This window comes from Streptomyces sp. NPDC005811 (assembly GCF_040630405.1).
Lineage (GTDB): Bacteria > Actinomycetota > Actinomycetes > Streptomycetales > Streptomycetaceae > Streptomyces.
Genome location: NZ_JBEXXK010000061.1, coordinates 45,786 through 70,787 on the forward strand (window position 1 = coordinate 45,786; position 25,002 = coordinate 70,787).

General features: G+C 72.2%; 19 protein-coding genes. 15 read left to right on the forward strand and 4 right to left on the reverse strand.

Annotated elements, in window-relative coordinates; all coding sequences use genetic code 11:
- Window positions 1-92 precede the first annotated feature (92 nt).
- Window positions 93-623, forward strand: a complete 531-nt coding sequence (locus ABZ490_RS43215) for a hypothetical protein (RefSeq protein ID WP_359003320.1) — start codon at window positions 93-95, stop codon at window positions 621-623.
- Entirely contained in the window at window positions 592-1,878 is a 1,287-nt protein-coding gene (locus ABZ490_RS43220) for an ABC transporter substrate-binding protein (protein WP_359003322.1), read from the forward strand. The genes ABZ490_RS43215 and ABZ490_RS43220 overlap by 32 nt, the downstream gene beginning before the upstream one ends.
- Here ABZ490_RS43220 and ctaD read toward each other — a convergent pair.
- Window positions 1,866-3,530, reverse strand: coding sequence for a cytochrome c oxidase subunit I (ctaD, locus tag ABZ490_RS43225; protein WP_359003324.1), 1,665 nt, complete (start codon window positions 3,528-3,530; stop codon window positions 1,866-1,868). The genes ABZ490_RS43220 and ctaD overlap by 13 nt on opposite strands.
- A 323-nt stretch (window positions 3,531-3,853) precedes the next feature.
- Between ctaD and ABZ490_RS43230 the strand changes: the two genes are divergently transcribed.
- A complete protein-coding gene (locus ABZ490_RS43230; protein WP_359003325.1) occupies window positions 3,854-4,054 on the forward strand; it encodes an I78 family peptidase inhibitor in 201 nt (66 codons plus the stop codon).
- Window positions 4,055-4,183: 129 nt separating this feature from the next.
- Here ABZ490_RS43230 and ABZ490_RS43235 read toward each other — a convergent pair whose 3' ends face one another.
- Both ABZ490_RS43235 and ABZ490_RS43240 read right to left on the reverse strand, forming a co-directional pair.
- Entirely contained in the window at window positions 4,184-5,212 is a 1,029-nt protein-coding gene (locus ABZ490_RS43235; RefSeq protein WP_359003328.1) for a phosphatase PAP2 family protein, read from the reverse strand.
- Between the two features lie 195 nt (window positions 5,213-5,407).
- Entirely contained in the window at window positions 5,408-6,685 is a 1,278-nt protein-coding gene (locus ABZ490_RS43240; protein WP_359003330.1) for a mannosyltransferase family protein, read from the reverse strand.
- 249 nt (window positions 6,686-6,934) lie between these two features.
- Here ABZ490_RS43240 and ABZ490_RS43245 point away from each other — a divergent pair, with 249 nt between their 5' ends.
- Window positions 6,935-8,548: an MFS transporter gene (locus ABZ490_RS43245; RefSeq protein ID WP_359003332.1), complete on the forward strand. Its 1,614-nt coding sequence runs from the start codon at window positions 6,935-6,937 to the stop codon at window positions 8,546-8,548.
- Window positions 8,549-8,673: 125 nt separating this feature from the next.
- Window positions 8,674-9,864 carry an acyl-CoA dehydrogenase family protein gene (locus ABZ490_RS43250; protein ID WP_359003335.1) on the forward strand — a complete coding sequence of 397 codons (1,191 nt, stop codon included), beginning with the start codon at window positions 8,674-8,676 and terminating at the stop codon, window positions 9,862-9,864.
- 42 nt (window positions 9,865-9,906) lie between these two features.
- Here ABZ490_RS43250 and ABZ490_RS43255 read toward each other — a convergent pair whose 3' ends face one another.
- The gene (locus ABZ490_RS43255; RefSeq protein ID WP_055634925.1) at window positions 9,907-10,344 is read right to left on the reverse strand and encodes a cell division protein SepF; all 438 of its coding nucleotides are present in this window, start codon (window positions 10,342-10,344) and stop codon (window positions 9,907-9,909) included.
- A gap of 308 nt (window positions 10,345-10,652) precedes the next feature.
- Here ABZ490_RS43255 and ABZ490_RS43260 point away from each other — a divergent pair, with 308 nt between their 5' ends.
- The 10 genes from ABZ490_RS43260 (at window position 10,653) to ABZ490_RS43305 (ending at window position 24,631) form a co-directional block, all read left to right on the forward strand.
- On the forward strand, window positions 10,653-11,816 hold the full coding sequence (locus ABZ490_RS43260; RefSeq protein WP_359003337.1) for a DUF5685 family protein: 1,164 nt from the start codon (window positions 10,653-10,655) through the stop codon (window positions 11,814-11,816).
- 113 nt (window positions 11,817-11,929) lie between these two features.
- Complete coding sequence (locus tag ABZ490_RS43265) at window positions 11,930-12,523, forward strand: ATP/GTP-binding protein (protein WP_359003339.1); 594 nt, start codon at window positions 11,930-11,932, stop codon at window positions 12,521-12,523.
- 377 nt (window positions 12,524-12,900) lie between these two features.
- Window positions 12,901-14,700 (forward strand): FAD/NAD(P)-binding protein, encoded by a 1,800-nt coding sequence (locus ABZ490_RS43270; RefSeq protein WP_359003341.1) that lies wholly within the window; start codon window positions 12,901-12,903, stop codon window positions 14,698-14,700.
- 109 nt (window positions 14,701-14,809) lie between these two features.
- A complete protein-coding gene (locus ABZ490_RS43275) occupies window positions 14,810-15,727 on the forward strand; it encodes an LLM class flavin-dependent oxidoreductase (RefSeq protein ID WP_359003343.1) in 918 nt (305 codons plus the stop codon).
- Window positions 15,728-15,732: 5 nt separating this feature from the next.
- Window positions 15,733-16,515: a DUF1684 domain-containing protein gene (locus tag ABZ490_RS43280; RefSeq protein ID WP_359003345.1), complete on the forward strand. Its 783-nt coding sequence runs from the start codon at window positions 15,733-15,735 to the stop codon at window positions 16,513-16,515.
- A 227-nt stretch (window positions 16,516-16,742) separates the two neighbouring features.
- Entirely contained in the window at window positions 16,743-17,648 is a 906-nt protein-coding gene (locus tag ABZ490_RS43285; protein ID WP_359003349.1) for a S1 family peptidase, read from the forward strand.
- Between the two features lie 160 nt (window positions 17,649-17,808).
- Entirely contained in the window at window positions 17,809-18,690 is an 882-nt protein-coding gene (locus tag ABZ490_RS43290) for a slipin family protein (protein ID WP_359003363.1), read from the forward strand.
- Between the two features lie 196 nt (window positions 18,691-18,886).
- Window positions 18,887-19,969 (forward strand): S1 family peptidase, encoded by a 1,083-nt coding sequence (locus tag ABZ490_RS43295; protein WP_359003351.1) that lies wholly within the window; start codon window positions 18,887-18,889, stop codon window positions 19,967-19,969.
- Between the two features lie 154 nt (window positions 19,970-20,123).
- Window positions 20,124-23,654, forward strand: coding sequence for a DNA polymerase III subunit alpha (gene dnaE / locus ABZ490_RS43300; RefSeq protein WP_359003353.1), 3,531 nt, complete (start codon window positions 20,124-20,126; stop codon window positions 23,652-23,654).
- A complete protein-coding gene (locus ABZ490_RS43305) occupies window positions 23,651-24,631 on the forward strand; it encodes a hypothetical protein (RefSeq protein WP_359003355.1) in 981 nt (326 codons plus the stop codon). The genes dnaE and ABZ490_RS43305 overlap by 4 nt, the downstream gene beginning before the upstream one ends.
- Window positions 24,632-25,002 lie beyond the last annotated feature (371 nt).

A 25,002-nucleotide genomic window follows, 5' to 3' on the forward strand; every position in this document is an offset into this window, starting at 1 on the left:
CAGTCCGCCGATGGCTTGCACTATGCCTTCTGCAAGCTGACCCTGAAAGGACCGGGCGCGCACGCCCGGACCGACACCCGGTGGTGAGCGTGATGCTTCTCGGGAGCGACCTCGGACGGACGCGGGGCACGGCACTGGCGGCGGCGGCAGTCCTCGTGCTGGCCCCGGCCCTCGCGGCATGCGGCGACGACGGGGGCGGGGGCGGCAAGGCGACCGTCACGGCCACCGCGACCGTGGGCGGGGCGGCCACCGCGCCCGGCGACGCGGCGGCGGCCGAGCAGCAGGTCCGGCGGAACTGGCAGAAGTTCTTCGACCCGGCCACCTCCACCGCCGACAAGCAGGCCCTGCTGGAGAACGGCCGGACGATGGGCCCCATGCTCCGGGCCTTCGCCGGGGACCAGCGCGGCGGACAGGTGGCCGCCGAGGTCCAGAAGGTCGAGTTCACCTCCCCGACCGAGGCGACCGTGACGTACACCCTCACCCTGAACGGCGCGACCGCGCTGCCGAACGCCACCGGGAAGGCCGTTCACCAGGACGGCACCTGGAAGGTCTCCGTCACCACCCTGTGCGCCCTGGTCGGACTGAGCGGTGATGCGTCGGCGTCGGCGGTCCCGGGCTGCTGAGGGCGCTGCCGCCACGCTGCTGCTTCTGCTGAGCGCGGCCTGCGGCAGCCGGCTCCCGGAGAGCGACTTCGAGCACGCCACCACGACCCCGCGGGCCGCCGCCCCGATCCGCGTCGGCGTGATCACCAGCACGACCAGCCCCGTCGGCGGCGCCGCCTTCACCGGGCCGCGCGACGGGGCCGTGGCCTACTTCGACACGCTCGACGCGCGCGGCGGCATCGCGGGCCACCGCGTCGAGGTGCGGCTCTGCGACGACGGCGGCAGCGGCGTCGGCAACAACACCTGTGTGCACCGGCTGCTCGACGAGGACAAGGTCGTCGCCCTCGTCGCCACCACCTCCCTCGACTACGCGGGCGCCCCCCGGGTCTCCCACGCGCGCGTGCCCGACATCGGCGGACAGCCCATCGGCCCCGCCTACGACACCTGGCCGCACCTCTACGGCATCTACGGCAGTCTCGCGCCCCGCGACGGCACCCCGGGCTGGGACGGCGAGCTGTACGGCGGAACCGAGGTCTACCGCTACTTCAAGCGCGAGCACGGCGCCCGTACCGCCGCCGTCGTCTCCTACAACCAGCCGGCGTCCGCGTCCTACGCCCGGCTCGTCGAGCGGGGGCTGAAGGCCGAGGGCTACCGGGTGGTGAGCGAACAGGTCGACTTCGCGCTGCCCAACTTCCGCGCTGCGGCCGCCGACCTGAAGGCGCGGGGCGCCGACCTCGTCCTCGACGCCCTCGACACCCATGGCAACGCGCAGCTGTGCGAGGCGATGGACCAGGTCGGGGCCCGGGTCACCGCCAAGGTCACCAATGTGCAGAACTGGACGTCCACCGTTCCCGAGGACTACAAGAACTCCCCGGCCTGCCGCAACGCCCTGTGGGTGACCGGGTCCAGCCGGAACTTCGACGACACCTCCGACCCGGCCGTACGGGAGTTCCGGGAGGCGACGAAGGGCCTGCCGACGCACTCCCAGTGGCAGCTGGAGGGCTGGGCGGCGGCCGAGTGGTTCACCGAGGCCGCGAGGTCGTGCGCGGCGAGCGGCATCACGCGCGCGTGCGTCGACGCCTTCATGGACCGCAGCGAGGGCTTCGACGCCGGCGGCCTGCTGATCCCGGTCCGCTTCGAACGGCTCGCCGCACCGCCGAAGACCCGGCGGACGTGTCTGTCCGTCGCCCGCTGGCGGGACGGCAGGGGCTGGATCACCCAGGGGGACATGGACCGCACCTGCTTCGACGTCCCCCAGCTCGCCTACACGCCCTGATCGGCCGCCTCCAGGGCCGCGTACTCGGGGTGGTGGAGGTCGAACGCCGGGGACTCCGAGCGGATCTTCGGCAGGGTCGTGAAGTTGTGCCGCGGCGGCGGGCAGGAGGTCGCCCACTCCAGGGAGCGGCCGTAGCCCCAGGGGTCGTCGACCTCGACCTTCGCGCCGTACTTGGTGGTCTTCCAGACGTTGTAGAGGAACGGCAGCGTGGACAGGCCGAGCAGGAAGGCGCCGATCGAGGAGACGGTGTTCAGGGCGGTGAACCCGTCGGCGGCGAGGTAGTCGGCGTACCGGCGGGGCATGCCCTCGGCGCCCAGCCAGTGCTGCACCAGGAACGTCAGGTGGAAGCCGACGAACAGCGTCCAGAAGTGCATCTTCCCGAGCCGCTCGTCCAGCATCTTCCCGGTGAACTTCGGCCACCAGAAGGCGAACCCGGCGAACACCGCGAAGACGACCGTGCCGAAGACGACGTAGTGGAAGTGCGCGACGACGAAGTACGAGTCGCTGACGTGGAAGTCCATCGGCGGCGAGGCCAGGATCACCCCGGTCAGCCCGCCGAACAGGAACGTCACCAGGAAGCCCGTCGCCCACAGCATCGGCGTCTCGAACGACAGGGAGCCCTTGAGCATGGTCCCGGTCCAGTTGAAGAACTTCACGCCGGTCGGGACGGCGATCAGGAAGCTCATGAAGGAGAAGAACGGCAGCAGCACCGCGCCCGTGACGAACATGTGGTGCGCCCAGACGACGATCGACAGACCGGTGATCGTCATGGTCGCGCCGACCAGGGTGAGATAGCCGAAGATCGGCTTGCGGCTGAAGACCGGGATGATCTCGGTGATGATCCCGAAGAACGGCAGCGCGATGATGTAGACCTCGGGATGCCCGAAGAACCAGAACAGGTGCTGCCACAGCAGCGCGCCGCCGTTGGCCGCGTCGAAGACCCGGGCGCCGAACCGCCGGTCCGCCTCCAGCACCAGCAGGGAGGCCGCCAGCACCGGGAACGCCAGCAGGATCAGGATCGACGTGAACAGCGTGTTCCAGACGAAGACCGGCATCCGGAACATTGTCATGCCGGGGGCGCGCATGCAGATGATCGTCGTGATGAAGTTGACCGCGCCGAGGATCGTGCCGAACCCGGCCAGCGCCAGCCCCATGATCCACAGGTCGGGGCCGATGCCGGGGGAGAAGCGGCCGCTGTTGAGGGGCGCGTAGGCGAACCAGCCGAAGGCGGCGGCCCCGTCCGGGGTGAGCAGGGAACCGAGCACGATCAGCCCGCCGAACAGGAACAGCCAGTACGAGAACATGTTCAGCCGGGGGAAGGCGACGTCCGGGGAGCCGATCTGGAGCGGCATCAGCTCGTTGGCGAAGCCCGCGAAGGACGGGGTCGCGAAGAGCAGCAGCATGATCGTGCCGTGCATCGTGAACAACTGGTTGAACTGGTCGTTGTCCACGATCTGGAGTCCGGGCCGGGCGAGCTCGGCCCGCATCACCAGGGCCATGGCCCCGCCGACGAGGAAGAACACGAACGACGTGATCAGGTACAGGTGACCGATCTTCTTGTGGTCGGTGGTGGTGAGCCAGTCGACGACCACGCGGCCCCTGCGCCTGCGCGGCGCGGGCGGTGCCGTCGCCGGTACGGTCTGTGTCCCCATCGCTCGCCCCTGCGGAGGTTGTGTGGCGGAGTGGTGCATTTCCTACGAGGTGTCAGCTCCCGCGAACCCGAGCGAAAAGGCCGGGGAAAGGGGCTCGGGGGAGGATTCTCCGGGAACATTCCGCCGGTTTTTCCGAGCAGCGGCGACGACACGCGGGAATTACGTTCGAATGCGTACGGAAGGCCGCGGGAACCGCTCGTACGTGTGACCAAGTTCGACCGGAACACCCGTCGTGATCCTGTGACAGAAGTGTGACCGGAGTGATCCGCATCCGCGTTCCGGGGGGTTTCCCCGGTAGTCCCGCGCGGCCTAGCGTGGGCCGTATGTCAGTGAACGAACCCCAGGACAATCCGGACGGATACGTCGGCCTCGACGCCGCTCACGCCGAGCGGCTGGCCCGGGAACGGGGGTGGTCGACCGTCCGCGCGCTGGCGCCCGGGACGATCATCACCATGGAGTACCGCTTCGGGCGGATGAACTTCGAGGTGCGCGACGGGCGGGTGGTGCGGGCCTGGAAGGGCTGAGCGCCACGGGCGACGGGCCGTGACACGGCGAAGGCCCCGGTTCCCGTCAGGAGGGGAACCGGGGCCTTCGGTCGCGGGACCGGTTGTGCGTACCGGTGGTCCCGCTGCTCGGAGGGTCGGCCGCCGCGGTCAGCCGCCGGTCAGCGGCCGGGCCGCGGAGGCGGTCGCCCCGCGCGGCAGACGCTCGGTGTGCGGGGGTCTTCGGCTGCCGGCGGGGGTGACCGGGGTGCGCTCGGAGCGCGGCGTGTGCGGGCCGGGGGTCAGGTAGACCGGCGCCCGGGTCGCACGGGCGGCCGCGACCGTCTCGCGGGCCGCCGCGGCCTCCTCCTGGGCCGTGGGCCGCGGCGCGAACGGCACGGGTACGGCGACGGGGGCGGCCGGCACCGGGAGGGTGCCGGTGCGGCGCTCGCGCCAGCGGTCGCGCAGATCGAGGAGGGCGACCTCGGCGCGGGCGATCAGCGGCTCGCACCAGGGCAGGGCCAGCAGGATCAGCAGCCCCGCGGCCCAGCCGAGCACGACATCGCTCAGCCAGTGCGTACCGAGGTAGACGGTGGTCAGGCCGACGCCCAGCGAGACCACGGCGGAGACCGCGGACAGCCAGCGGCGGGCTCGTGGAGTGGAGGCCAGATAGGCCAGGATTCCCCAGGTCACGACCGCGTTGGCGGTGTGGCCGCTGGGAAATATATCGCCGCCCAGACCCATCTCGTTGGAGCCGATGGTGGTCGCGTAGTGCGGGCCGAGCCGACCCATGCCGAGCTTGGCGGCGCCGACGGTGATGTTCAGCAGCAGCAGCGAGGCGCCCAGGGTGAGCAGCGGGCGCAGGGTGTGCTGCCGCCAGGATCTCCAGCCGAGCCAGGCCGCGACCATGACGGCGGTCGGGCCGCGCTGGCCGAGGACGACGTAGTAGTCCAGGAACGCGTGGATCTCGGGCCACTGCTGGTACGGCCGGAAGAACATGACCTGCCAGTCGAGGCGGACCAGCCACGAGGTGACCACCACGAGCCACACGATCGCCAGATAGAAGGCCAGGGTCGCCGTGAACAGCGCGATCCGGTGCCTGCTCATCCTCGGCACATCGATGTGGGCCGGTCGTTCCGGCTCACGGTCGAGCCTGGCGAACACCCGGTCCAGACGGGTGAGGTTTCGTTCGGTACGCACCTAAACGACGTTACAGCGAGTGAGCTCGGCGCCCGACCGAATCCTCTGGTTTGTGATGACCATGTGATGTGGGATTGCTCTCAGGAGGGACTTAATTCCTGCGGATTCGCTAATCCTCGAACGTCGGTTCCTTCAATTCCTTTGATCATTGTGGGAGACAGTTTTAAGGAACTTATGAATGAGTTCACCGGAAACTCACGGAGGACCGGAACCGTTCAGCCACCACGCCCCGTACACGGCCGACGCCACCGCGACACCGCCCACGACCAGCACCGCCCTCGGCGTCCGCGACCGGGCCAGCGCCAGGGCGAGCGGGAACAGCAGCGGGAAGGCGGGCAGCAGCAGGCGCGGCTTCGAGCCGAAGTAGCTCGACGCGCACAGGGCGAGGACGAGCACCGCGCCGCCGTAGACCAGCAGCGGAAGCGGCTGGCGCTGCCGTACGCAGACGACGTACAGCCGGATCAGCGCGGCGACGCCGACGACCAGGCCCAGCCCGGCCAGGGCGGACGGGAAGGACGTGAACTTGTCGGCGACGAACCGGGCGAAGGCGTAACCGCCGTCGAAGCCGTTGCGCCAGCCCGCCTGGACGTCGAGATAGCCGAGCGGGCCGCGGCCGGTGCGGTGGCCGACCCACAGCACATAGCCCGCGGCGCCCAGCGGCGCGAGGAGCATGCCGAGGGCGCGTACGGCGGGCCGGGCGCCCTCCGGCGCCGGTGCGCGCCGGAGAGAGCCGTCGGCGGACGGACCGGGGGCGTGTTCGCCGGTACGCGCGCCGGGCTCGGGCGCCGCGCTGCCGCTCCGCCCGAACGGGGACCCCGCGTCCTCCGCGCCCCGGTCCCGTCGGAAGGACGCGAGACCGGCCGCCCAGACCGCCGCGACCACCGCGAGCCCCACCGGGCGGGTCAGCCCCGACAGCGCCGCGAGCACTCCCGCGGTCACCCACCGACCGGTCAGCACCGCGTACAGCGACCAGGCGGCGAGCGCGGTGAACAGCGACTCGCTGTACGCCATCGACTGCACGATCCCGACCGGCAGCAGCGCCCACACGAGCACCGCGCACACGCCCGCCCGAGGGCCGTACACCTGGTCGGCGACCGCGAAGATCCCCCAGGCCGCGGCGAGCGAGGAGAGCAGCGCGACCGCGAACCCGGCGTCGGCGTAGGACAGCGGGCTCACCGCGTGCAGCAGCCTTTCCAGCCACGGCAGCAACGGGAAGAAGGCGAGGTTCGAGTGGACGTCCCCGTTGGGCAGCCGGACCTCGTAGCCGTACCCCAGCTCGGCCACCCTCGTGTACCAGAGGGCGTCCCAGCGGGCCGTCAGCAGGGTGTGCGCGCTCTTGCCGCGGGCGGCGCTCCACAGGGCCAGGACGAGCAGGCCGAGGCCCCGTACGGCCACATAGCCCAGCAGGGCGGGAGCCGCCCGGCGCAGGGCCGTACCGCCGGGCGGCACCACACGCGTTCCAAGATCCGTCACGGCCCCGATTATCGACCGGGCGGTACGGCGACCGGGAAAACGGCTGCTCGGGAAGTGGTGTACGCCACATGGCTTCGCCGTGAAGTGTGAGAGGTCCGCCACGTGGCCCTGGCGCGAACTCGCGTACGCTGCGAGTCACTCGTGTTCGTTTGCGCGGGCCGGAGACCACCGCTCCTCTCCGGCCGAGTCGCGGGAAGTCCCCGTCCCGCGAGCCCGCCGGACCGAGGGGATCACCTGGGAGGTACGTACATGTCCGGGACGACCACGGCCGCCGTCGGGCTGCGCCGTCGGGCGGCCGGGGCCGGTGCCGGTGCCAACCGCTGGGTCGTGCTCGTGGTGCTCTGCGTCAGCCTGCTCCTGGTCGCGGTCGACGCGACCGTGCTGCACGTCGCGGTGCCCGCGGTCACCGAGGACCTCAGGCCCGGCGCGATCGAGCTGCTCTGGATCGTCGACACCTATCCACTGGTCTGCGCCTCGCTGCTGATCCTGTTCGGCACGCTCGGCGACAAGGTGGGCCGCCGCCGGATCCTGCTGCTCGGGTACGCCCTGTTCGGCGTCGCCTCCGCACTGGCGGCCTTCGCCGGAAGCGCCGAGGTGCTGATCATGGCGCGGGCCCTGCTCGGCGTCGGCGGCGCGATGATCATGCCGGCCACGCTGTCGATCCTGCGGCAGGTCTTCCCCGACCGCCGGGAACGGGCGCTCGCCATCGGCATCTGGAGCGCGGTCGCCGCGGTCGGCGCGGCCGTCGGACCGCTGCTCGGCGGCTTCCTGCTGGAGCACTTCTGGTGGGGGTCGGTCTTCCTCGTCAACATCCCGCTGATGCTGGTCAGCCTTCCGGTGGGGCGGCTGCTGCTGCCGGAGTCGCGGGGCACCGGCGAGGGGCCCTGGGACGTGGTCGGCGCGCTGATGGCGGCGGCCGGGCTGTTCGCCCTGGTCCTCGGCGTCAAGCGGCTGGGCGGGGCGGAGTTCGGCCCGTTCACCGTGGTGCCGCTGCTGGTCGGCGCGGTGCTGATGGCTCTCTTCGTACGGCGTCAGCGGCGGCGGGAGCATCCGCTGGTGGACCTCGGGATGTTCGCGCGCCCGGCGTTCAGCACCTCCGTCGGCTGCATCGTGCTGGCCATGCTGGCGCTGGTGGGCCTGGAGCTGATCGCCGCGCAGTACCTCCAGCTGGTGCTCGGTCTCTCCCCGCTCGAGACGGGTCTCCGGCTCCTGCCGCTGACCTTCGCCGCGATGGCGGCGGGGCTGGCCGGGGCGCGGCTGCTGCGCGGCTTCGGGCCGCGGCGGATGGTGTGCGGGGGGTTCCTGCTGACCGCGCTCGCCGTGCTGCTGCTCACCGCGATGGGCAAGGCGGACAACGCGGGACTGCTGCTGTCCGGGTTCGTGCTGCTCGGGTTCGGGCTGGAGACGACGCTGTTCGCGGCGTACGAGTCGATGCTGAGCGAGGCCCCGCCGGAACGGGCGGGCGGCGCCGCGGCCATCGGCGAGACCTCCTACCAGCTCGGGGCGGGCATCGGGATCGCGCTGCTCGGCAGCGTGATGAACGCGGCGTACACGCCCGGACTGTCCTCCGTGCCCGGGGTGCCGGCGTCCGCGTCGGCGGCCGCGGGGCACTCGCTGGGCGAGGCCTACGAGGTGGCCGGACAGCTCGGCGGGCCGACCGGGGCGGCGCTGCGGCGGGCCGCGAGGGAGAGCTTCGTGCACGGGCTGCATGTCACGCTCCTGGTCAGCGCGGGGTTGCTGCTGCTGGGGGCGGTGATGGCGCTGAGGCTGCCGCGGGTGATGCAGTGCGAGTCGGTCGCGGTGGAGCTGCCCGCTCCTCGCGAGGTGTCTCCCACCCACGCACCGCCCGTTACGGTGCGTTGAGGGGTTGACCTCTCCTGTGGGGCCTGTTCGTCGTCGGCGGCTGCCCGTGGTGCCTCGGGTGGTACCTTCGGACCGACATCGTAACTAGCGCTGCTAGTTTTCGGCCCGCTCCGGAGGATCTCTTCATGGTCGCGTCCTCGAAGTTGCCCCCCTTCGATCCCGCCGATCCGCTCGGGATCGACGATCTGCTCGAACCGGAGGATCTCGCGATCCGCGACACGGTGCGGAGCTGGGCCGCGGAGCGGGTGGAGCCGTTCGTCGCCGAGTGGTACGAGCGCGGGGAGCTGCCGGTGATCCGGGAGCTCGCCCGGGAACTCGGGACGATCGGGGCGCTCGGGATGTCGCTCGACGGATACGGGTGCGCCGGGGCGAGCGCCGTGCAGTACGGGCTCGCCTGTCTGGAGCTGGAGGCCGCCGACTCCGGGATCCGGTCCCTGGTGTCCGTGCAGGGCTCCCTCGCCATGTACGCGATCCACCGGTTCGGCTCCGAGGAGCAGAAGCGGACGTGGCTGCCCCGGATGGCCTCCGGCGAGGTCATCGGCTGCTTCGGGCTCACCGAGCCCGACCACGGGTCCGATCCGGCGGGCATGCGGACGTACGCCAAGCGCGACGGCTCGGACTGGGTGCTGAGCGGGCGGAAGATGTGGATCACCAACGGGTCGGTGGCCGGGGTCGCCGTCGTCTGGGCGCAGACCGACGCAGGCGTCCGCGGATTCGTCGTGCCCACCGACAGCCCCGGCTTCTCCGCGCCGGAGATCAAGCACAAGTGGTCGCTGCGCGCCAGCGTGACCAGTGAGCTGGTGCTGGACGAGGTGCGGCTGCCCGAGGACGCCGTGCTGCCGGAGGTCGTCGGACTGCGCGGGCCGCTGAGCTGTCTGTCGCACGCACGCTACGGGATCGTCTGGGGCGCGATGGGCGCGGCCCGCACCTGTTTCGAGGCCGCCGTCGACTACGCCCGCACCCGCGAGCAGTTCGGGCGGCCCATCGGAGGGTTCCAGCTGACCCAGGCCAAGCTCGCCGACATGGCGGTCGAGCTGCACAAGGGGATTCTGCTCGCCCACCATCTGGGGCGGCGCATGGACGCCGGCCGCCTGCGTCCCGAGCAGGTCAGCTTCGGCAAGCTCAACAACGTGCGGGAGGCCATCGAGATCTGCCGCACCGCGCGGACGATCCTCGGGGCCAACGGGATCTCGCTGGAGTACCCCGTCATGCGGCACGCGACGAACCTGGAGTCGGTGCTCACCTACGAGGGCACCGTCGAGATGCACCAGCTCGTGCTGGGCAAGGCGCTCACCGGACTCGACGCCTTCCGCTGACCCGGCCCGGGGGCCGAGGCGGGGCCGGCGAGCGGCCCTGCCTCAGCTCTGGTTGAAGAAGCCGTCCGTGCGGTGCCCGGCCGGGTCGCCGTTCACGATCTCCGTGTTGGACGGGGTCAGCAGGAACACCCGGGTCGAGACCCGCTCGATCGAACCGCGCAGTCCGAAGATCAGCCCGGCCGCGAAGTCGACGACGCGCTTGGCGTCCCCGGCCTCCATGGCCGTGAGGTTCACGATGACCGGCACGCCCTCGCGGAACAGCTCACCGATCAGCCGCGCGTCCCGGAAGCTGTCCGGGGTGACCGTGCCGATCCGGCGGCCCTTCTCCTCGGCCGTGTCCGAGGCGACCTTGACGCGCGGGTCGGTGACCCAGGCGTCTTGCGAGTCGGTTCCCTCGGAGTAGTCGTCGTCGTAGTAACGCTCGTCATCGTTGTCGTCGACGAGGCCAAGCCAGGCACTCGCCTTGCGCACCGATCCCATGGACGCCTCCTCTCACAGCGGTCTTTCTTCCTTTCCGCATCCCATGGTCGTCCATGATGCGGATGTCGCGCCAAGTGGATAGACGCCGCGCGGGGGGTTTGTGACGGTACTGGTGCACAGAGAATCCGTCGAGAGCCCGCGTCTCCCAAGGGTCCTGCTGTGTACGGCTGCTGACTGAGAGTGAAATATGACTGTTCGTGGCGTACGGGTGATACGTGGTGCGTACGGGTGAACAGGGCGGAGCGTTCAACGCCGATTATCGGCCGATAGCATGCGGCAGCTCAATGTCCTGAGAGCGGGGGGTCGTCATGTTCGGAATCGTCAGACCGTGCAGTCACCGGCTCGGCGAGCGGCTCAAGAGCCAGTGGATGGCGCATCTGTGCGGACTGTGTCTCGCGCTGCGCGGCGACCACGGCCAGTTCGCGCGGGTGGTCACCAACTACGACGGGCTGCTCATCTCGGTTCTGACGGAGGCTCAGGCCGAATCGGCCGGGGGATGGCGGCGTACGGCGGGGCCGTGCCCGTTGCGCGGGATGCGCACCGCCTCCGTCGCCCAGGGTGAGGGGGCGCGGCTCGCGGCGGCCGTCTCGCTGGTGCTGGCCTCGGCCAAGGTGCGCGACCATGTCGCCGACGGGGACGGGCTGCTGGCCCGGCGTCCGGTGGCCGTCGCCGCCCGCAGGGTGGCCAGGAGCTGGGGGCGGGCCGGGGAGCGCGGCGGGGCCGCGGTCGGCTTCGACACGGCGGTCCTGGTGGACGCGGTGGACCGGCAGATCGGGCTGGAGGCGCAGGCCGGGCCGGGTACGTCGCTGCTGACCGTCACCGAACCGACCGAGACCGCCACGGCCGCCGCCTTCGCGCACACCGCGGTCCTCGCGGGCCGGCCGGGCAACGCCGTCCCGCTCGCCGAGGCCGGGCGGCTCTTCGGGCGGCTCGCGCATCTGCTGGACGCCGTCGAGGACCGGGCCGCCGACGCCGAGGCGGGCGCCTGGAACCCGCTCACGGCCACCGGGACCCCGCTCACCGAGGCCCGGCGGCTCGCGGACGACGCCCTGCACGGGATACGGCTCGCGCTGAAGGACGTCGAGTTCGTCGAGGGGCGGCTGGCGCATCTGCTGCTCGCGCACGAGCTGGAGCGGTCGGTGGACCGGGCGTTCGGGACGGCTTCCTGCGGGCATGCGCATCCCGGGGCCGCCCATGAGGGGCGTGCCGCGTTCGGGCCGCCGCCGCAGATGCCGCCCGCGCCGCCCCAGCAGCCGCGGGGGCTGCTCGCCGGGTGCGCGGTCGCGCTCGGGCTGTTCTGCACCTGCCAGGTGTGCTGTGCCGACGAGTTCGAGGGGCCGTGGTCGCGGAAGAAGCACGAGGGCTGCTGCAGCAACTGTGACTGCGGGAACTGCGACTGCGGATGCGGTGACTGCTGCAACTGCGACTGCTGCGACGGATGCGACTGCTGCGGCTGCGACTGTTCCTGCTGACGCACGGTCACCCGCCGCGCACCCGGAGCGCTGTGCGGGGGGCACGGTGAATGCCGGGCGCCTCCCGGACGTATCTCCTGTCGAGACACGGAAGCTCGAAAGGATCAGGGATCATGCCCGGGCGCTCAGAGAAAACCGTGCCGCTTGCCGTGAAGATCGTGGTGAGCGGGGGGCTCGGGGTCGGTAAGACGACCTTCATCGGGGCCGTTTCCGAGATGGAGCCCCTCGACACCGAGGCGGCCATCACCCAGGTGTCGGTGGGAGTCGACTCCTTGGAAGGGGTGGAGACCAAGACCAGGACCACCGTGGCGCTCGACTTCGGGCGGATCACCCTCGATCCGGCCATCGCCCTCTATCTCTTCGGGACGCCCGGGCAGGGGCGGTTCTCGTTCCTGTGGGACGACCTGGTGGAGGGCGCGCTGGGGACGGTCGTCCTCGCGGACACCCGGCGGATCGAGGAGTGCTTCCCCGCCGTGGACTACTTCGAGGCGCAGGAGGCGCCGTTCGTGCTGGCGGTGAATCGCTTCGACGGGGCCGAGCGGTGTGAGTTGGAGGAGGTGCGGGGGGTGTTGGGGCTGGACCCCGATGTGCCGGTGCTGGAGTGCGATGCCCGGCAGCGGGGGTCGGTGCGGGATGTTCTGGGGGTGCTGATGGACCGGGTGATCGGGGTGCGGGCTTCTTCCGGGGTACGCGTGGTGCGTGGTTGATCGCGTAGGGGGAGCGTGCTCATGAAGCGAGGGGAGGGGGTGTGAAGGCCAAGAGGGAGAACGCGAAAGCGTCCCCGGCGGTCAAGGGGCCGGGGCGCGCAGGGGGTCGGCTCAACAGGAAGAGGACCACACTCGACCGAAGTCGATGTGGGAGCGTGTGACCAGCCACTGCTGCGGATGCATGGGCCAAGTGGAACAGGTCTCCGGTGGGGCGTCAACCGACTTGAGACGTACGGCTCACAGTTCGGACAGCCTTGACAGTGAGGGGAAACCCCGCCGTACTCTCGCTGTACGGCCCTGCTGAGGGGCTCGGCCGTCGTTGTTCTCCGTGTGAAGGCATCCACCGTGCTCGACCGATTGCGTCACGGAGCCTTCGCATGTCTTCCCACACCCCTGCCCGCGTTCCCGACGCCCCGGACACGAGACAGTCGCTCGTCATCGTCGGGGCCGGACCGCGCGGGACCGGCCTGATCGAACGCATCGCGGCCAGCGCGCCCGAGCTGTACGCCGGTCCGGGCCTCGACATCCATCTCGTGGACCCGCACCCGCCGGGCGCCGGCCGCATCTGGCGGGCCGCACAGTCACCGCTGCTGTGGATGAACTCGCACGCCGAGGACGTCACCATGTTCACCGACGAGACCGTGCTGATGGACGGTCCGGTGCGGCCGGGGCCCACCCTGCACGAGTGGGCCGGTGTCGACGGGCGGCTCTTCGCCGACCGGCAGCTCCAGGGCGCCTATCTGAGCTGGGTGCACGAACAGGCCGTCGCCGCCCTGCCGGCGGGGATCACCGTCCACCACCACCCCCGGCGCGCGCTGCGGGTGAGCGGTCCGCGCGAGGGGCGCCAGCAGGTGTGGCTGGAGGGACGGTCCGGGCCGCTCCACGCCGACCTCGTCGTCCTCACCCTCGGTCACCTCGACGCCGAACTCGACGGTGACCAGCGGGAACTGGCCGCGTACGCCCGCGAGCACGGGCTCGTCCACCTGCCGCCCGACTTCACCGCCGACAGCGACCTGTCCGCGCTCCGGCCCGGCGAACCCGTCCTCGTGCGCGGCTTCGGGCTGGCCTTCGTCGATCTGATGGCGCTGCTCACCGAGGGGCGCGGCGGACGCCACGAGGGGGACACCTACGTGCCCTCGGGGCGGGAGCCGGTGCTGTACGTCGGATCGCGGCGCGGGGTGCCGTACCACGCGAAGATCGGCTACGACTGGACCGGTGAACGGCCCCCGCTGCCCCGGTTCCTCGGACCCGCCGAGACCGACGAACTCCTCGCCCGGCCCGGGGGGTTCGACTTCCGGCGGGACGTGTGGCCGCTGGTGGAGAAGGAGCTGGGCTTCGCCCACTACCACCGGCTGTTCGCCGTCCACCCCGAGCGGACCGCGATCGCCTGGACGGACTTCGAGGAGAAGTACGCGGCCGCCTCCGGGGAGGCCGACCGGGCGGCCCTCGTCGCCTCCGCCGTGCCCGATCCGGCCGACCGGCTCGACCTGGCCGCGCTCGACCGGCCGCTGGACGGGCTGCGGTACGCCTCGCACGAGGAGTTCCAGGACGGGCTGCGGCGGTACGTCGAGGACGATCTGAGCCGCCGTCACGATCCCGCGCACAGCGCCGATCTGTCCGTGTTCCTCGGGCTGCTGTCGGTGTACGGACAGCTCGTGCGGCTCGGGGACATCGGGTCCTGGTGGCACGGGTTCTTCAGCTACCTCGCCTCGGGGCCGCCCGGACCCCGGCTGCGGCAGCTGCTCGCGCTGTCCCGGGCCGGAGTGCTCCGGTTCGTCGGCGCCGACATGGCCGTACACGCCGAGGACGGGGTGTTCCGGGCGTCCAGCCCGTCCGTGCCGGGGTTCTCCGTCGCGGCACGGGCGCTGGTGGAGGCCCGGCTGCCCGAGCCGACCCTGCGGCGCGCCCTCGACCCGCTGCTGCGCGCCCTGCACACCGAGGGCGCCGGGGAGACGGCCGACGGACTGCTGCGGGTGGACCGCGTGGACGGACGGGTCCTGGACCGCACCGGGCGGCCGCACCCGCGGCGCTTCGCGCTCGGCCCGCACACCGACGGGCGCACCCCCGGTGCGTTCACCCGACCCCGCACGGGCGGTCCCGCGTTCCGGCAGAACGACGCCACCGCGCGCGCCGCCCTGGTGTTCCTGCGGGACCTCGGCGCCGACGCCGCCGCCTGAGCCGACCCGGCCCACCGAAGGAGTTCTCGTGATGACCGTCATGGTCGCCCTCAGGTCCCCGCACCAGGGGTCCGGCCCGAGGCCGCTGCCGTCGAAGGCGCTGTGAGCCATGGGACTACTGCATCTGGCCGCCGCCCTCGCCCTGCCCGGGGCGGACGGGGCCGGTCCCTACGTGGAGCTGGCACGGCTCGCCGAGCGCGGCGGGTTCGACTTCGTGACGCTGGACGGGGCCGACTTCGGGCTGAACGCCCCGGCCGTGCTCGGCCGGATGGCGGATGCCACGGATCACGTCGGACTCGTGGGCCCGCTCACCCGGCCGCCGACCGAGCCGCCGACCGGGACCGATGCCGCGTACGGTGCGGAGTCCGATGCCGAGTCCCGTGCCGAAGCCGTCGCGCCCGGCCGGGTCGGCCGGTGGATCGACGTGTCCGCGGGCGGGGTCGGGGTCGCGTCGGGGGAGCTGTTCGGGTCCCCGCCGGCGCCGGGGCGGCCCGTGCGGGTCGCCGACGCCACCGAGGCGGCCGTGCGGCCCGCCGCCGCCCGGTACGCCGATGTGGCGCTGGTCCGGGTGGCGGGTTCCGCCGAGGCCCGGGCCGTCCGCGCGGACCTGCGCGGGCAGGCCGCCGCGGCCGGGCGGGACCCGGACTCCCTGCGGGTGCTGGTGAGTCTGCTCGTCGACCTCGGCGACGGCGAGCACGCGGCCGAGCCGGGCCACGGCGGGGGCGGGCCGCGGCGGACCGGCCGGGGCCCGCTCTACCGCGGCGGCCCCGTCGACCTCGCCGAGCTGATCGCCTCCTGGCACCGGGACGCCGCCGTCGACGGCTTCCACCTCGTCCCCGTCGAACCCCACCGCGATCTGGAACGCCTGGTCAACGGAACGGTCGCGCTGCTCCAGCACCGCGGTCTGTTCCGCACCTTCTACCCGGGCGGCACCCTGCGCGAGCACCTCGACCTGGCCCGGCCCGCCCACCAGTACGCGGGCGGACCCTCACTCCTCGGGTCGTCCGACCCGGTACCGAAAGGCTGACCCCCATGACGACGGACGCGCCGGACCTCTGGAAGCGCTGGCACGAGCACCGGCTGGAGACGCTCACGGCCCCCCACGGCCCGCTCGCGCTCACCGGAACCTTCTGGCTGGAGGACCTTCCGGACGGTCGACTTCCGGACACCCCCGGGGTCTGGGCGGCGGAGGAGGACGGGGTGGTGCTCACGGCGGCCGGGGCCGACGGGCTGACCCTGGACGGACGGCCGTTCGGCGGAACGGTACGGCTCGGCGCCGACCCGGGGGCGGTGGACGCCTCGCGTGTCGCTCACGGGGAGCGGCGGCTGGTCGTGCTGGTGCGGGAGGGGGTCTGGGGGGTGCGCGTCTTCGACCCCGCGGCCGAGGCCCGGCGCCTGTTCCGGGGCGTCGAGGCCACCCCGTACGCGACGCGCTGGTCGGTGCCGGGACGCTTCACGCCGTACGGCGAGAGCCGGACCGTCCGGGTCCCGAACGCCGACGGACGCGAGCGCGGTCTCGGGCTCGGCGGGGAGCTGGCGTTCGCCCTCGACGGGCGGGAGCACACGCTCCAGGTGGCCGTGCAGGGCGACGGCTCGCTGTGGGCGGTGTTCGCCGACTCCACCAGTGGGGTGAGCAGCCACCGGTTCCGCTTCCTCCATCCGGGTGCCCCCGACGACGAGGGGCGTACGACCGTGGACTTCAACCGTGCCGTACTGCCTCCGTGTGCATTCGCCGACGCTTTCATCTGCCCCTTCCCGCCGCCGGGGAACACTCTCGACGTGGAGATCGAGGCAGGGGAGCGCAACCTGGTCTGAGCTGGGGCAAGAGGCCTCGAAGAGGGCTCAACTCACGTAGTTCGTTCAAGGTCTGACGGCCGAAAGGCGCCCTTGCGCCGACCGGCCGCCCGACCGAATACTCCCCCTCAGCGCTTGTCAGGGACACGGCGTGTCCGGAATCCGGGCGAACGTCTGATCCTGGCTGCGCCTCACGGGCCCCGACCCCACACGACGGGCCCCCGACTTCCCCTAGGAGGGAACGAAACGTGAGGATCAAGCGCACCACCCCCACCACCCGCGGCATCTCGAGACGGAGCCGGCTGATCGCCGTCACCACCGGACTCGTGGCCGCAGCCGCCATCGCGATCCCCCACGCGAGCGCGGCGGACACCGCCACCTTCAGCTCAGCCCAGCTGAAGAGCGCGGGTACTTCTGTGCTCCAGGCGGACGTCCCGGGCACCGCCTGGGCAGTCGACAGCAAGACCAACCGCCTTCTCGTCACCGTCGACAGCACCGTCTCCGACGCCGAGATCGCGAAGATCAAGGAGGCCGCGGGCAGCAACGCCGGCGCCCTCACGATCAAGCACACCCCCGGCAAGTTCAACAAGCTCATCGCGGGCGGCGACGCCATCTACGGCGGCGGCTACCGCTGTTCGCTCGGCTTCAACGTGGTCAGCGGCAGCACCTACTACTTCCTGACCGCCGGTCACTGCGGTGAGGTCGCCTCGACCTGGTACTCCAACTCCGGGCAGTCGACGGTGCTGGGCACGAACGTCAGCTACAGCTTCCCGACCAACGACTACGCGCTGGTCCGCTACACCAACACCTCGGTCACCAAGTCCGGGACCGCGGGCAACACGGACATCACCAGCTCGGGCACGCCCAGCGTCGGCGCCACCGTCTACCGTGACGGCTCGACCACCGGCATCCACTCCGGCACGGTCACCGCGCTGAACGCGACGGTCAACTACGGCGGCGGCGACGTCGTCTACCAGATGATCCAGACCAACGTCTGCGCCGAGGGCGGCGACTCCGGTGGCCCGCTGTACTCCTCCGGCGGCGTCGCCTACGGTCTGACCTCCGGCGGCAGCGGCAACTGCACCTCCGGCGGTACGACCTTCTTCCAGCCGGTGGCCGAGGCCCTGAGCGCGTACGGCGTCAGCGTCTTCTAGTACGACGCCTGCCGGCTCGGCCGGTACGTCGCCTCGAAGGCACCGTTCGACGGCCCCCGCACGTGAACCGCCGTGCGGGGGCTCCCTCTTGTCCGGGGACGGGGTTACCGTCGTAGGACGGGCAGTGGACGGGAAGCGCTTCGGACCCCTGGGGGCCGGCATGATCGAGGAGCTGGTGGCGGCGGGAGCCGGGCTCGTGTCCGCCGGAGTGGTGTATGTGGCGGCTGCGGCTCGGGTCGTCAAGCAGTACGAGCGGGGTGTGGTCTTCCGGCTCGGGAAACTCCGGCCCGCGGTGCGCGGACCGGGGCTGACCCTGATCGTGCCGGGCGTCGACCGGCTCCGGAAGGTCAACATGCAGATCGTCACGATGCCGGTGCCCGGTCAGGAGGGCATCACCCGGGACAACGTGACGGTCCGGGTCGACGCCGTCGTGTACTTCAGGGTGACCTCGCCGGCCGAGGCGGTGGTCCGGGTGGAGGACTACCGGTTCGCCGTCTCGCAGATGGCGCAGACCTCGCTGAGGTCCATCATCGGCAAGAGCGAGCTCGACGATCTGCTCTCCGACCGCGAAAAGCTCAACCAGGGACTGGAGTTGATGATCGACAGCCCGGCCGTGGAGTGGGGCGTCACCATCGACCGGGTGGAGATCAAGGACGTCTCCCTGCCCGAGACGATGAAGCGGTCCATGGCCCGGCAGGCCGAGGCCGACCGGGAGCGGCGGGCGAGGGTCATCAACGCCGACGCCGAGCTCCAGGCCTCCAAGAAGCTCGCGGAGGCGGCCCGCGAGATGTCCGAGCAGCCCGCCGCGCTCCAACTGCGCCTGCTCCAGACGGTGGTGGCGGTCGCCGCCGAGAAGAACTCCACGCTGGTGCTGCCGTTCCCGGTGGAACTGCTGAGGTTCCTGGAGAGGGCGCAACAGCAACTGCCCGCGCCGGCCCCGGCACCGCCGCCCGTACCGGCACCGGCACCCGCGGCACCGCCCGCGCCCGCGCCCGAGGCGCCGCCCGCGCCCGCGCCGGAGCAGGGAAACAGCCAGCAGTAGCACCCGGGGCGTTTGCAGTGCGAACGGGGTGGTGAAGGCGCGAAGGGCGTGAAGTGCCCACCCTGTGCGCGTCCCGGAGTCAACCTTGTGTGCTCCCTGTGTCCTTCGGAAGAGTGGCCTGCCGTCAACCGGCCACTCTTCGGCCCGTACGGTCCCCACAGCCGTCCGGGCCGATCCCCCCACAGGAGGACGCGAGTTGCAGCACCGACGCACACCCCGACGGCGGACGGTCATGACGGGCGCGGGTGTCGCCGCGCTCGTCGCGGCGGCCGTCACCTTCCAGACCGCGAACGCCAGTGAACCGGCGCGGAGTCCGCGTCCGGACCCGCTCTCGGCCTTCGCGGCCGGGAAGCTCGCCTCGGCCCTCGGCGAGGACCTCGGCACCGACGCGGCCGGCACCTACTACGACGCGAGGAGCCGCAGCCTCGTGGTGAACGTGCTCGACGCGACCGCCGCGAAGACCGTCGAGGCGGCCGGCGCCAGGGCGAGAATCGTCGAGCACTCCCTCGCCGAACTGGCCGGCGCCCGTACGGCCCTCAGGGCGGACGCGGCCGTCCCCGGCACCGCCTGGGTGACCGACCCGCGCACCAACAAGGTCGTCGTCACCGCCGACCGCACCGTCTCCGCCGCCGCCTGGGCCAAGCTCGCCGAGGTGGTCGACGGGCTCGGCGGGACGGCCGAACTCCAGCGTTCCAAGGGGGAGTTCAAGCCCTTCGTGGCCGGTGGTGACGCGATCACCGGCGCGGGCGGCCGCTGCTCGCTCGGCTTCAACGTGGTCAAGGGCGGCGAGCCGTACTTCCTGACCGCCGGGCACTGCACCGAGGCCGTCTCCACCTGGTCGGACCCCTCCGGCACCGTGATCGGCACCAACGCGGTCTCCCGCTTCCCCGGTGACGACTACGGACTGGTCAGGTACACGGCCGACGTGCCGCACCCCGGTGAGGTCGATCGGTACGACGGCTCGGCCCAGCCGATCACCGGCGCCGTCGAGGCCACCGTGGGTATGCGGGTCACCCGCAGCGGCTCCACCACGCGGGTCCACTCCGGCACGGTCACGGGTCTGGACGCGACCGTGAACTACGGCAACGGCGACATCGTCGACGGTCTCATCCAGACCGACGTCTGCGCCGAGCCCGGTGACAGCGGCGGCCCGCTCTTCTCGGGCAGTGACGCGGTCGGTCTGACCTCCGGCGGCAGCGGTGACTGCGCCTCGGGCGGGGAGACGTTCTTCCAGCCGGTGACGGAGGCGCTGTCGGCGACGGGCGCACGGATCGGCTGACGGGCCGGCCGGAGGCCCGGGTCCCGCGTTTGCGCAGGTGGGAGACGTCCGAAGGGGAGTCGAAGGGTAGTCGTACAGACGTTCGGAATTTGGTCTATGGTGGGGGTGAGGGATTAGGGAACTGATGTTCGAATCGTGAGTGTGGGAGGTGCGTGTGCCAGGCTTCACGCATCTGCACACCGTCTCCGGGTTCTCCCTGCGCCACGGGGCCTCGCACCCGGACCGGCTGGCCGAGCGCGCCGCCGAGCGGGGCATGGACGCCCTCGCCCTCACCGACCGCGACACCCTGGCCGGCACGGTCCGCTTCGCCAAGGCCTGTGCGAAGGCGGGGGTGCGCCCGCTGTTCGGCGTGGACCTGGCGGTCGCCGGGCCCGTACGGCAGGACAGTGACGTACGACGGGAGAGGCGCCGCACGCCCGTGCGCGGCGGTGCCTTCATCGACGAGTCGGCCCCCCGCGTCACCTTCCTCGCCCGGGACGGCGCCCGGGGCTGGGCCGACCTGTGCCGGATCGTCACCGCCGCCCATGCCGACGGGGACGTCCCGGTGCTGCCCTGGACCGGCAACCACGGCGACGGCCTGACCGTCCTGCTCGGCCCCGCCTCCGACGTCGGCCGCGCCCTCGCCGCCGGACGCCCGGACCGTGCCGCGAAGCTCCTCGCCCCCTGGCGCGAGGTGTACGGCGACGCGCTGTGCCTGGAGGCCGTCTGGCACGGCCGCGAAGGCACCGGACCCGGCTCCCTGCGGCTGGCCGCCCGTACCGTCGGCTTCGCCGCCGAACAGCGGATCCGCCCGGTCCTCAGCAACGCCGTCCGCTACGCCGACCCCGGCCAGGGCCCGGTCGCCGACATCCTGGACGCCGCCCGCCGGCTCGTCCCCGTCGACCCGGCCGGGGAACTCGACTCGGGCGAGGCCTGGCTGAAGGACGCGGACGCCATGGCCGCGGCGGCCGAGCGGATCGTGGAGGCCGCGGGCTTCCGGAAGGACACCGCCCACCGGCTGCTGGAACGGACCCGGGCCACGGCCGCCGCGTGCCTGGTGGACCCCGAGGACGACCTCGGCATGGGCGCCGTCCACTTCCCCGAACCGCACCTCGTAGGCGCGGGCCGCCGTACCGCCCAGCGGGCGCTGGCCTCCCGGGCGACGGCGGGCATGGTGCGGTACGGCTACGCCGGCCGGCGCGCCTACTGGGAGCGGATGCACCACGAGCTGGACATCATCGCCCACCACGGCTTCGCCTCCTACTTCCTCACCGTCGCCCAGGTCGTCGACGACGTACGGCACATGGGCGTCCGGGTCGCCGCGCGCGGCTCCGGCGCGGGCTCCCTCGTCAACCACCTCCTCGGCATCGCGCACGCCGACCCGGTCGAGCACGGGCTGCTGATGGAGCGGTTCCTGTCGAAGGAACGGGTCGTGCTGCCCGACATCGACATCGACGTGGAGTCCGCGCGCCGGCTGGAGGTCTACCGGGCGATCATCGGCCGGTTCGGCGCCGAACGGGTCGCGACGGTCGCGATGCCGGAGACCTACCGGGTCCGGCACGCCGTCCGGGACGTCGGCGCGGCCCTGTCCATGGACCCCGCCGACATCGACCGCATCGCCAAGTCCTTCCCGCACATCCGGGCCCGCGACGCCCGGGCCGCCCTGGCGGAACTGCCCGAACTCAAGGCGCTGGCACAGGAGATCCAGCGGGAGGAGCAGCGGAAGGAGCAGCGGAAGGGGGAGCGGGAGGGGGCGCGGTACGGCAGGTTCTGGGAGCTGGTCGAGGCGCTCGACGCCCTGCCACGCGGCATCGCCATGCACCCGTGCGGGGTGCTCCTCTCCGACGCCTCCCTGCTCTCCCGTACGCCGGTCGTGCCGACCAGCGGCGAGGGGTTCCCCATGGCCCAGTTCGACAAGGACGACGTGGAGGACCTCGGGCTGCTCAAGCTGGACGTGCTGGGGGTGCGGATGCAGTCGGCGATGGCGCACGCGGTGGCCGAGGTGGAGCGGGCGACGGGGGAGCGGATCGACCTGGACGCGGTGGCGCCGGGGGATCCGCCGACGTACCGGCTCATCCGGTCCGCCGAGACGCTGGGCTGCTTCCAGATCGAGTCGCCGGGCCAGCGCGACCTGGTGGGCCGGCTCCAGCCGGCTACCTTCCACGACCTGGTCGTCGACATCTCGCTCTTCCGGCCCGGGCCGGTCGCCGCCGACATGGTGCGGCCGTTCATCGAGGCACGGCACGGGCGTGCGCCGGTCCGTTACCCGCACCCCGATCTGGAGGAGCCGCTGAAGGGGACGTACGGGGTGGTCGTCTTCCATGAGCAGATCATCGACATCGTCGCGATCATGACCCGCTGCGGGCGCGGCGAGGCGGACCGGGTGCGGCGCGGGCTCTCCGATCCGGAGTCGCAGGGGCGGATCAAGGTGTGGTTCGCCCAGCACGCGACGGCGAACGGCTATGACGCGGAAACGATTCGGCGGACCTGGGAGATCGTCGAGGCCTTCGGGTCGTACGGCTTCTGCAAGGCGCACGCGGTCGCCTTCGCCGTCCCGACGTACCAGTCGGCGTGGCTGAAGGCGCACCACCCGGCCGCCTTCTACGCCGGGCTGCTCACCCACGACCCCGGGATGTACCCGAAACGGCTGCTGCTGGCCGACGCGCGGCGGCGCGGGGTGCCGATCCTGCCGCTGGACGTGAACCGGTCGGGAGTCGCCCACCGTATCGAACTGGTGTCTGAATCACCTGTGGTGTGGGGGCTGCGGCTGGCCCTCTCCGACGTGCACGGCATCAGCGAGGCGGAGGCGGCACGGGTCGCGGACGGACAGCCGTACGCCTCACTCCTCGACTTCTGGGAACGGGCCCGCCCGAGCCGTCCGCTCGCCGGTCGGCTGGCACAGGTCGGCGCGCTGGACGAGTTCGGCGCCAACCGCCGTGACCTGCAACTCCACCTGGCCGAACTGCACCGGGGCGCCCGGGGCGCGGGCGGCGGTCAACTCCCCCTGGCGGGCGGGCGGAAGACGGCCTCCGCCGGGCTGCCGGACCTGTCCTTCGCCGAGCGGCTCAGCGCCGAGCTGGGTGTGCTGTCCATGGACGCCTCACGCCATCTGATGGACGACCACCGGGCCTTCCTCGACGAACTGGGCGTGGTCCCGGCGCGGCGGCTGCGCGAGGCACGGCACGGGGAGACCGTGCTGGTCGCGGGCGCCAAGGCGGCCACCCAGACCCCGCCGATCCGGTCCGGGAAACGGGTCATCTTCAGCACTCTGGACGACGGCACGGGCCTGGTCGACCTCGCCTTCTTCGACGACTCCCACGACGCCTGCGCGCACACCGTCTTCCACTCCTGGCTGCTGCTGGTGCGCGGAGTGGTGCAGCGGCGCGGGCCGCGCAGCCTGAGCGTGGTGGGCTCCGCCGCCTGGAACCTCGCCGAACTGGTCGACCTGCGCGCCGAGGGCGGGCTGGACGAGGTCGCGGCCCGGCTCGCGGAGCCGGGGCCGGCGCCTGCGGTGGGGACGGGGACGGGGGAGGGGGCGGAGGAGCCGGCCGGGTCCGGCGATTCGACGGGGGGCAGGCGAATCCATCTGTCCACCGGATACGAACTCCATCCGTGGGCCGATCTGCGGCCCGCGGGACAGGAGGCCTCTCAAGGGCCTTCGACGGTACGGAAGTTGTGGCACCAGAGTCCGGGGAGTGCGGGATGACCATCCTCTGCGTACGTTTCCAGCCGCCTGCGCGGCACGAGGCCGAGGCGGCCCTGCCGGAGCTGCTCGGGCTGCTCGAGGAGTTCACACCGGTCGTCGAGGCGCTGCCGCCGGACGGGGCGCTGGCCGATCTGCGGGGCGCCGAACGGTACTTCGGGCGCAGCGCGGTGGAACTGGCCTCGGTGATCCGGGTCCGCGCCCTCGCGCTGTACGGCGTCGACTGCGTCATCGGAGCCGGTCCCGGCCCGATGCTGGCCCGGATGGCGCTGCGGGACGCCCGGCCGGGGCTGACCCGCGCGGTCCCCGAAGGCGCCGACCAGATACGGGAGTTCCTCGCCGGGAAGCCGGTCGCCGCGCTGCCCGGCGTCGGTACGGCCACCGCCCGCACCCTGTGCGAGTACGGCCTGGACACCCTCGGCCGGGTCGCCGCCGCGCCCCTGTCCACCCTGCAGCGTCTGGTCGGCGCGAAGACGGGCCGTGAGCTGCGGGAGAAGGCGGGCGGGATCGACCGCGGCCGGGTCGTCCCGAACGCCGTCTCCCGCTCCCTGGCCGCCGAACGCCCCTTCGACCGCGACGAGCTGGACCCCGACCGGCACCGCCGGGCCCTGCTGTCCGCCGCCGGGGAGCTGGGCGCCCGGCTGCGCGCGCTGGAGAAGGTCTGCCGCACCCTGACCCTCACCGTGCGCTACGCCGACCGGTCCTCCACCACCCGCAGCCGCACCCTGGGGGAGCCGACCGCGCACTCGGCGGCCCTGACGAGGACGGCGTACTCCCTGTACGAGGCGCTCGGGCTGCAGCGCGCCCGGGTCCGGGCGATCGTCCTGCGCGCGGAGGGCCTCGGCCCCGCCGACCGGGCCTCCTACCAGCTCACCTTCGACCCCGCCGACGAGAAGGTCCGCCGGGTCGAGGAGGCCGCCGACCGGGTGCGGGCCAGGTTCGGGCCGGGGGCGGTGATCCCGGGGGCGCTGGCGGCCTGAAACTCCGGAGCCCTCGCTGGAGCGGATGCCGGACACGGGCCGGATCGCGGTCCGGGATCCCGCGGCGCCGCCCTTCGAGGAGCCGGAGAACCGCTGGCGCACCCGTTGCCCCGAGCCGCTGACCCCCACGGAACTTCCTCCTCGAGGTGTTCCGCGTGGAGCCCACCTAGGGCCTGTCGTCTGGATCAGGTCGGCTGGGTCGGCGTGGCCTCTCGGCCGACCCGAGCGGGGTGCGTGCCACACCCCGCGACGCGCGGCATGATCCAAACGACAGGCCCTAGGTCGTGTCCGCAAAGTGTCGGCGTCGTTGGTCCGTTCGTGGTGCGTCGTCATGAGCTGACTGATGAGTCGTGGGCGGTGATCGAGCCGTT

What these genes read in the sequence shown, in the direction of transcription:
- ABZ490_RS43215 (WP_359003320.1), top strand. Translation starts at nt 93, where the DNA reads ATGCTTCTCGGGAGCGACCTCGGACGGACGCGGGGCACGGCACTGGCG.
- ABZ490_RS43220 (WP_359003322.1), top strand. Translation starts at nt 592, where the DNA reads ATGCGTCGGCGTCGGCGGTCCCGGGCTGCTGAGGGCGCTGCCGCCACG.
- ctaD (WP_359003324.1), bottom strand. Translation starts at nt 3,530, where the DNA reads ATGGGGACACAGACCGTACCGGCGACGGCACCGCCCGCGCCGCGCAGG.
- ABZ490_RS43230 (WP_359003325.1), top strand. Translation starts at nt 3,854, where the DNA reads ATGTCAGTGAACGAACCCCAGGACAATCCGGACGGATACGTCGGCCTC.
- ABZ490_RS43245 (WP_359003332.1), top strand. Translation starts at nt 6,935, where the DNA reads ATGTCCGGGACGACCACGGCCGCCGTCGGGCTGCGCCGTCGGGCGGCC.
- ABZ490_RS43250 (WP_359003335.1), top strand. Translation starts at nt 8,674, where the DNA reads ATGGTCGCGTCCTCGAAGTTGCCCCCCTTCGATCCCGCCGATCCGCTC.
- ABZ490_RS43255 (WP_055634925.1), bottom strand. Translation starts at nt 10,344, where the DNA reads ATGGGATCGGTGCGCAAGGCGAGTGCCTGGCTTGGCCTCGTCGACGAC.
- ABZ490_RS43260 (WP_359003337.1), top strand. Translation starts at nt 10,653, where the DNA reads ATGTTCGGAATCGTCAGACCGTGCAGTCACCGGCTCGGCGAGCGGCTC.
- ABZ490_RS43265 (WP_359003339.1), top strand. Translation starts at nt 11,930, where the DNA reads ATGCCCGGGCGCTCAGAGAAAACCGTGCCGCTTGCCGTGAAGATCGTG.
- ABZ490_RS43270 (WP_359003341.1), top strand. Translation starts at nt 12,901, where the DNA reads ATGTCTTCCCACACCCCTGCCCGCGTTCCCGACGCCCCGGACACGAGA.
- ABZ490_RS43275 (WP_359003343.1), top strand. Translation starts at nt 14,810, where the DNA reads ATGGGACTACTGCATCTGGCCGCCGCCCTCGCCCTGCCCGGGGCGGAC.
- ABZ490_RS43280 (WP_359003345.1), top strand. Translation starts at nt 15,733, where the DNA reads ATGACGACGGACGCGCCGGACCTCTGGAAGCGCTGGCACGAGCACCGG.
- ABZ490_RS43290 (WP_359003363.1), top strand. Translation starts at nt 17,809, where the DNA reads ATGATCGAGGAGCTGGTGGCGGCGGGAGCCGGGCTCGTGTCCGCCGGA.
- ABZ490_RS43305 (WP_359003355.1), top strand. Translation starts at nt 23,651, where the DNA reads ATGACCATCCTCTGCGTACGTTTCCAGCCGCCTGCGCGGCACGAGGCC.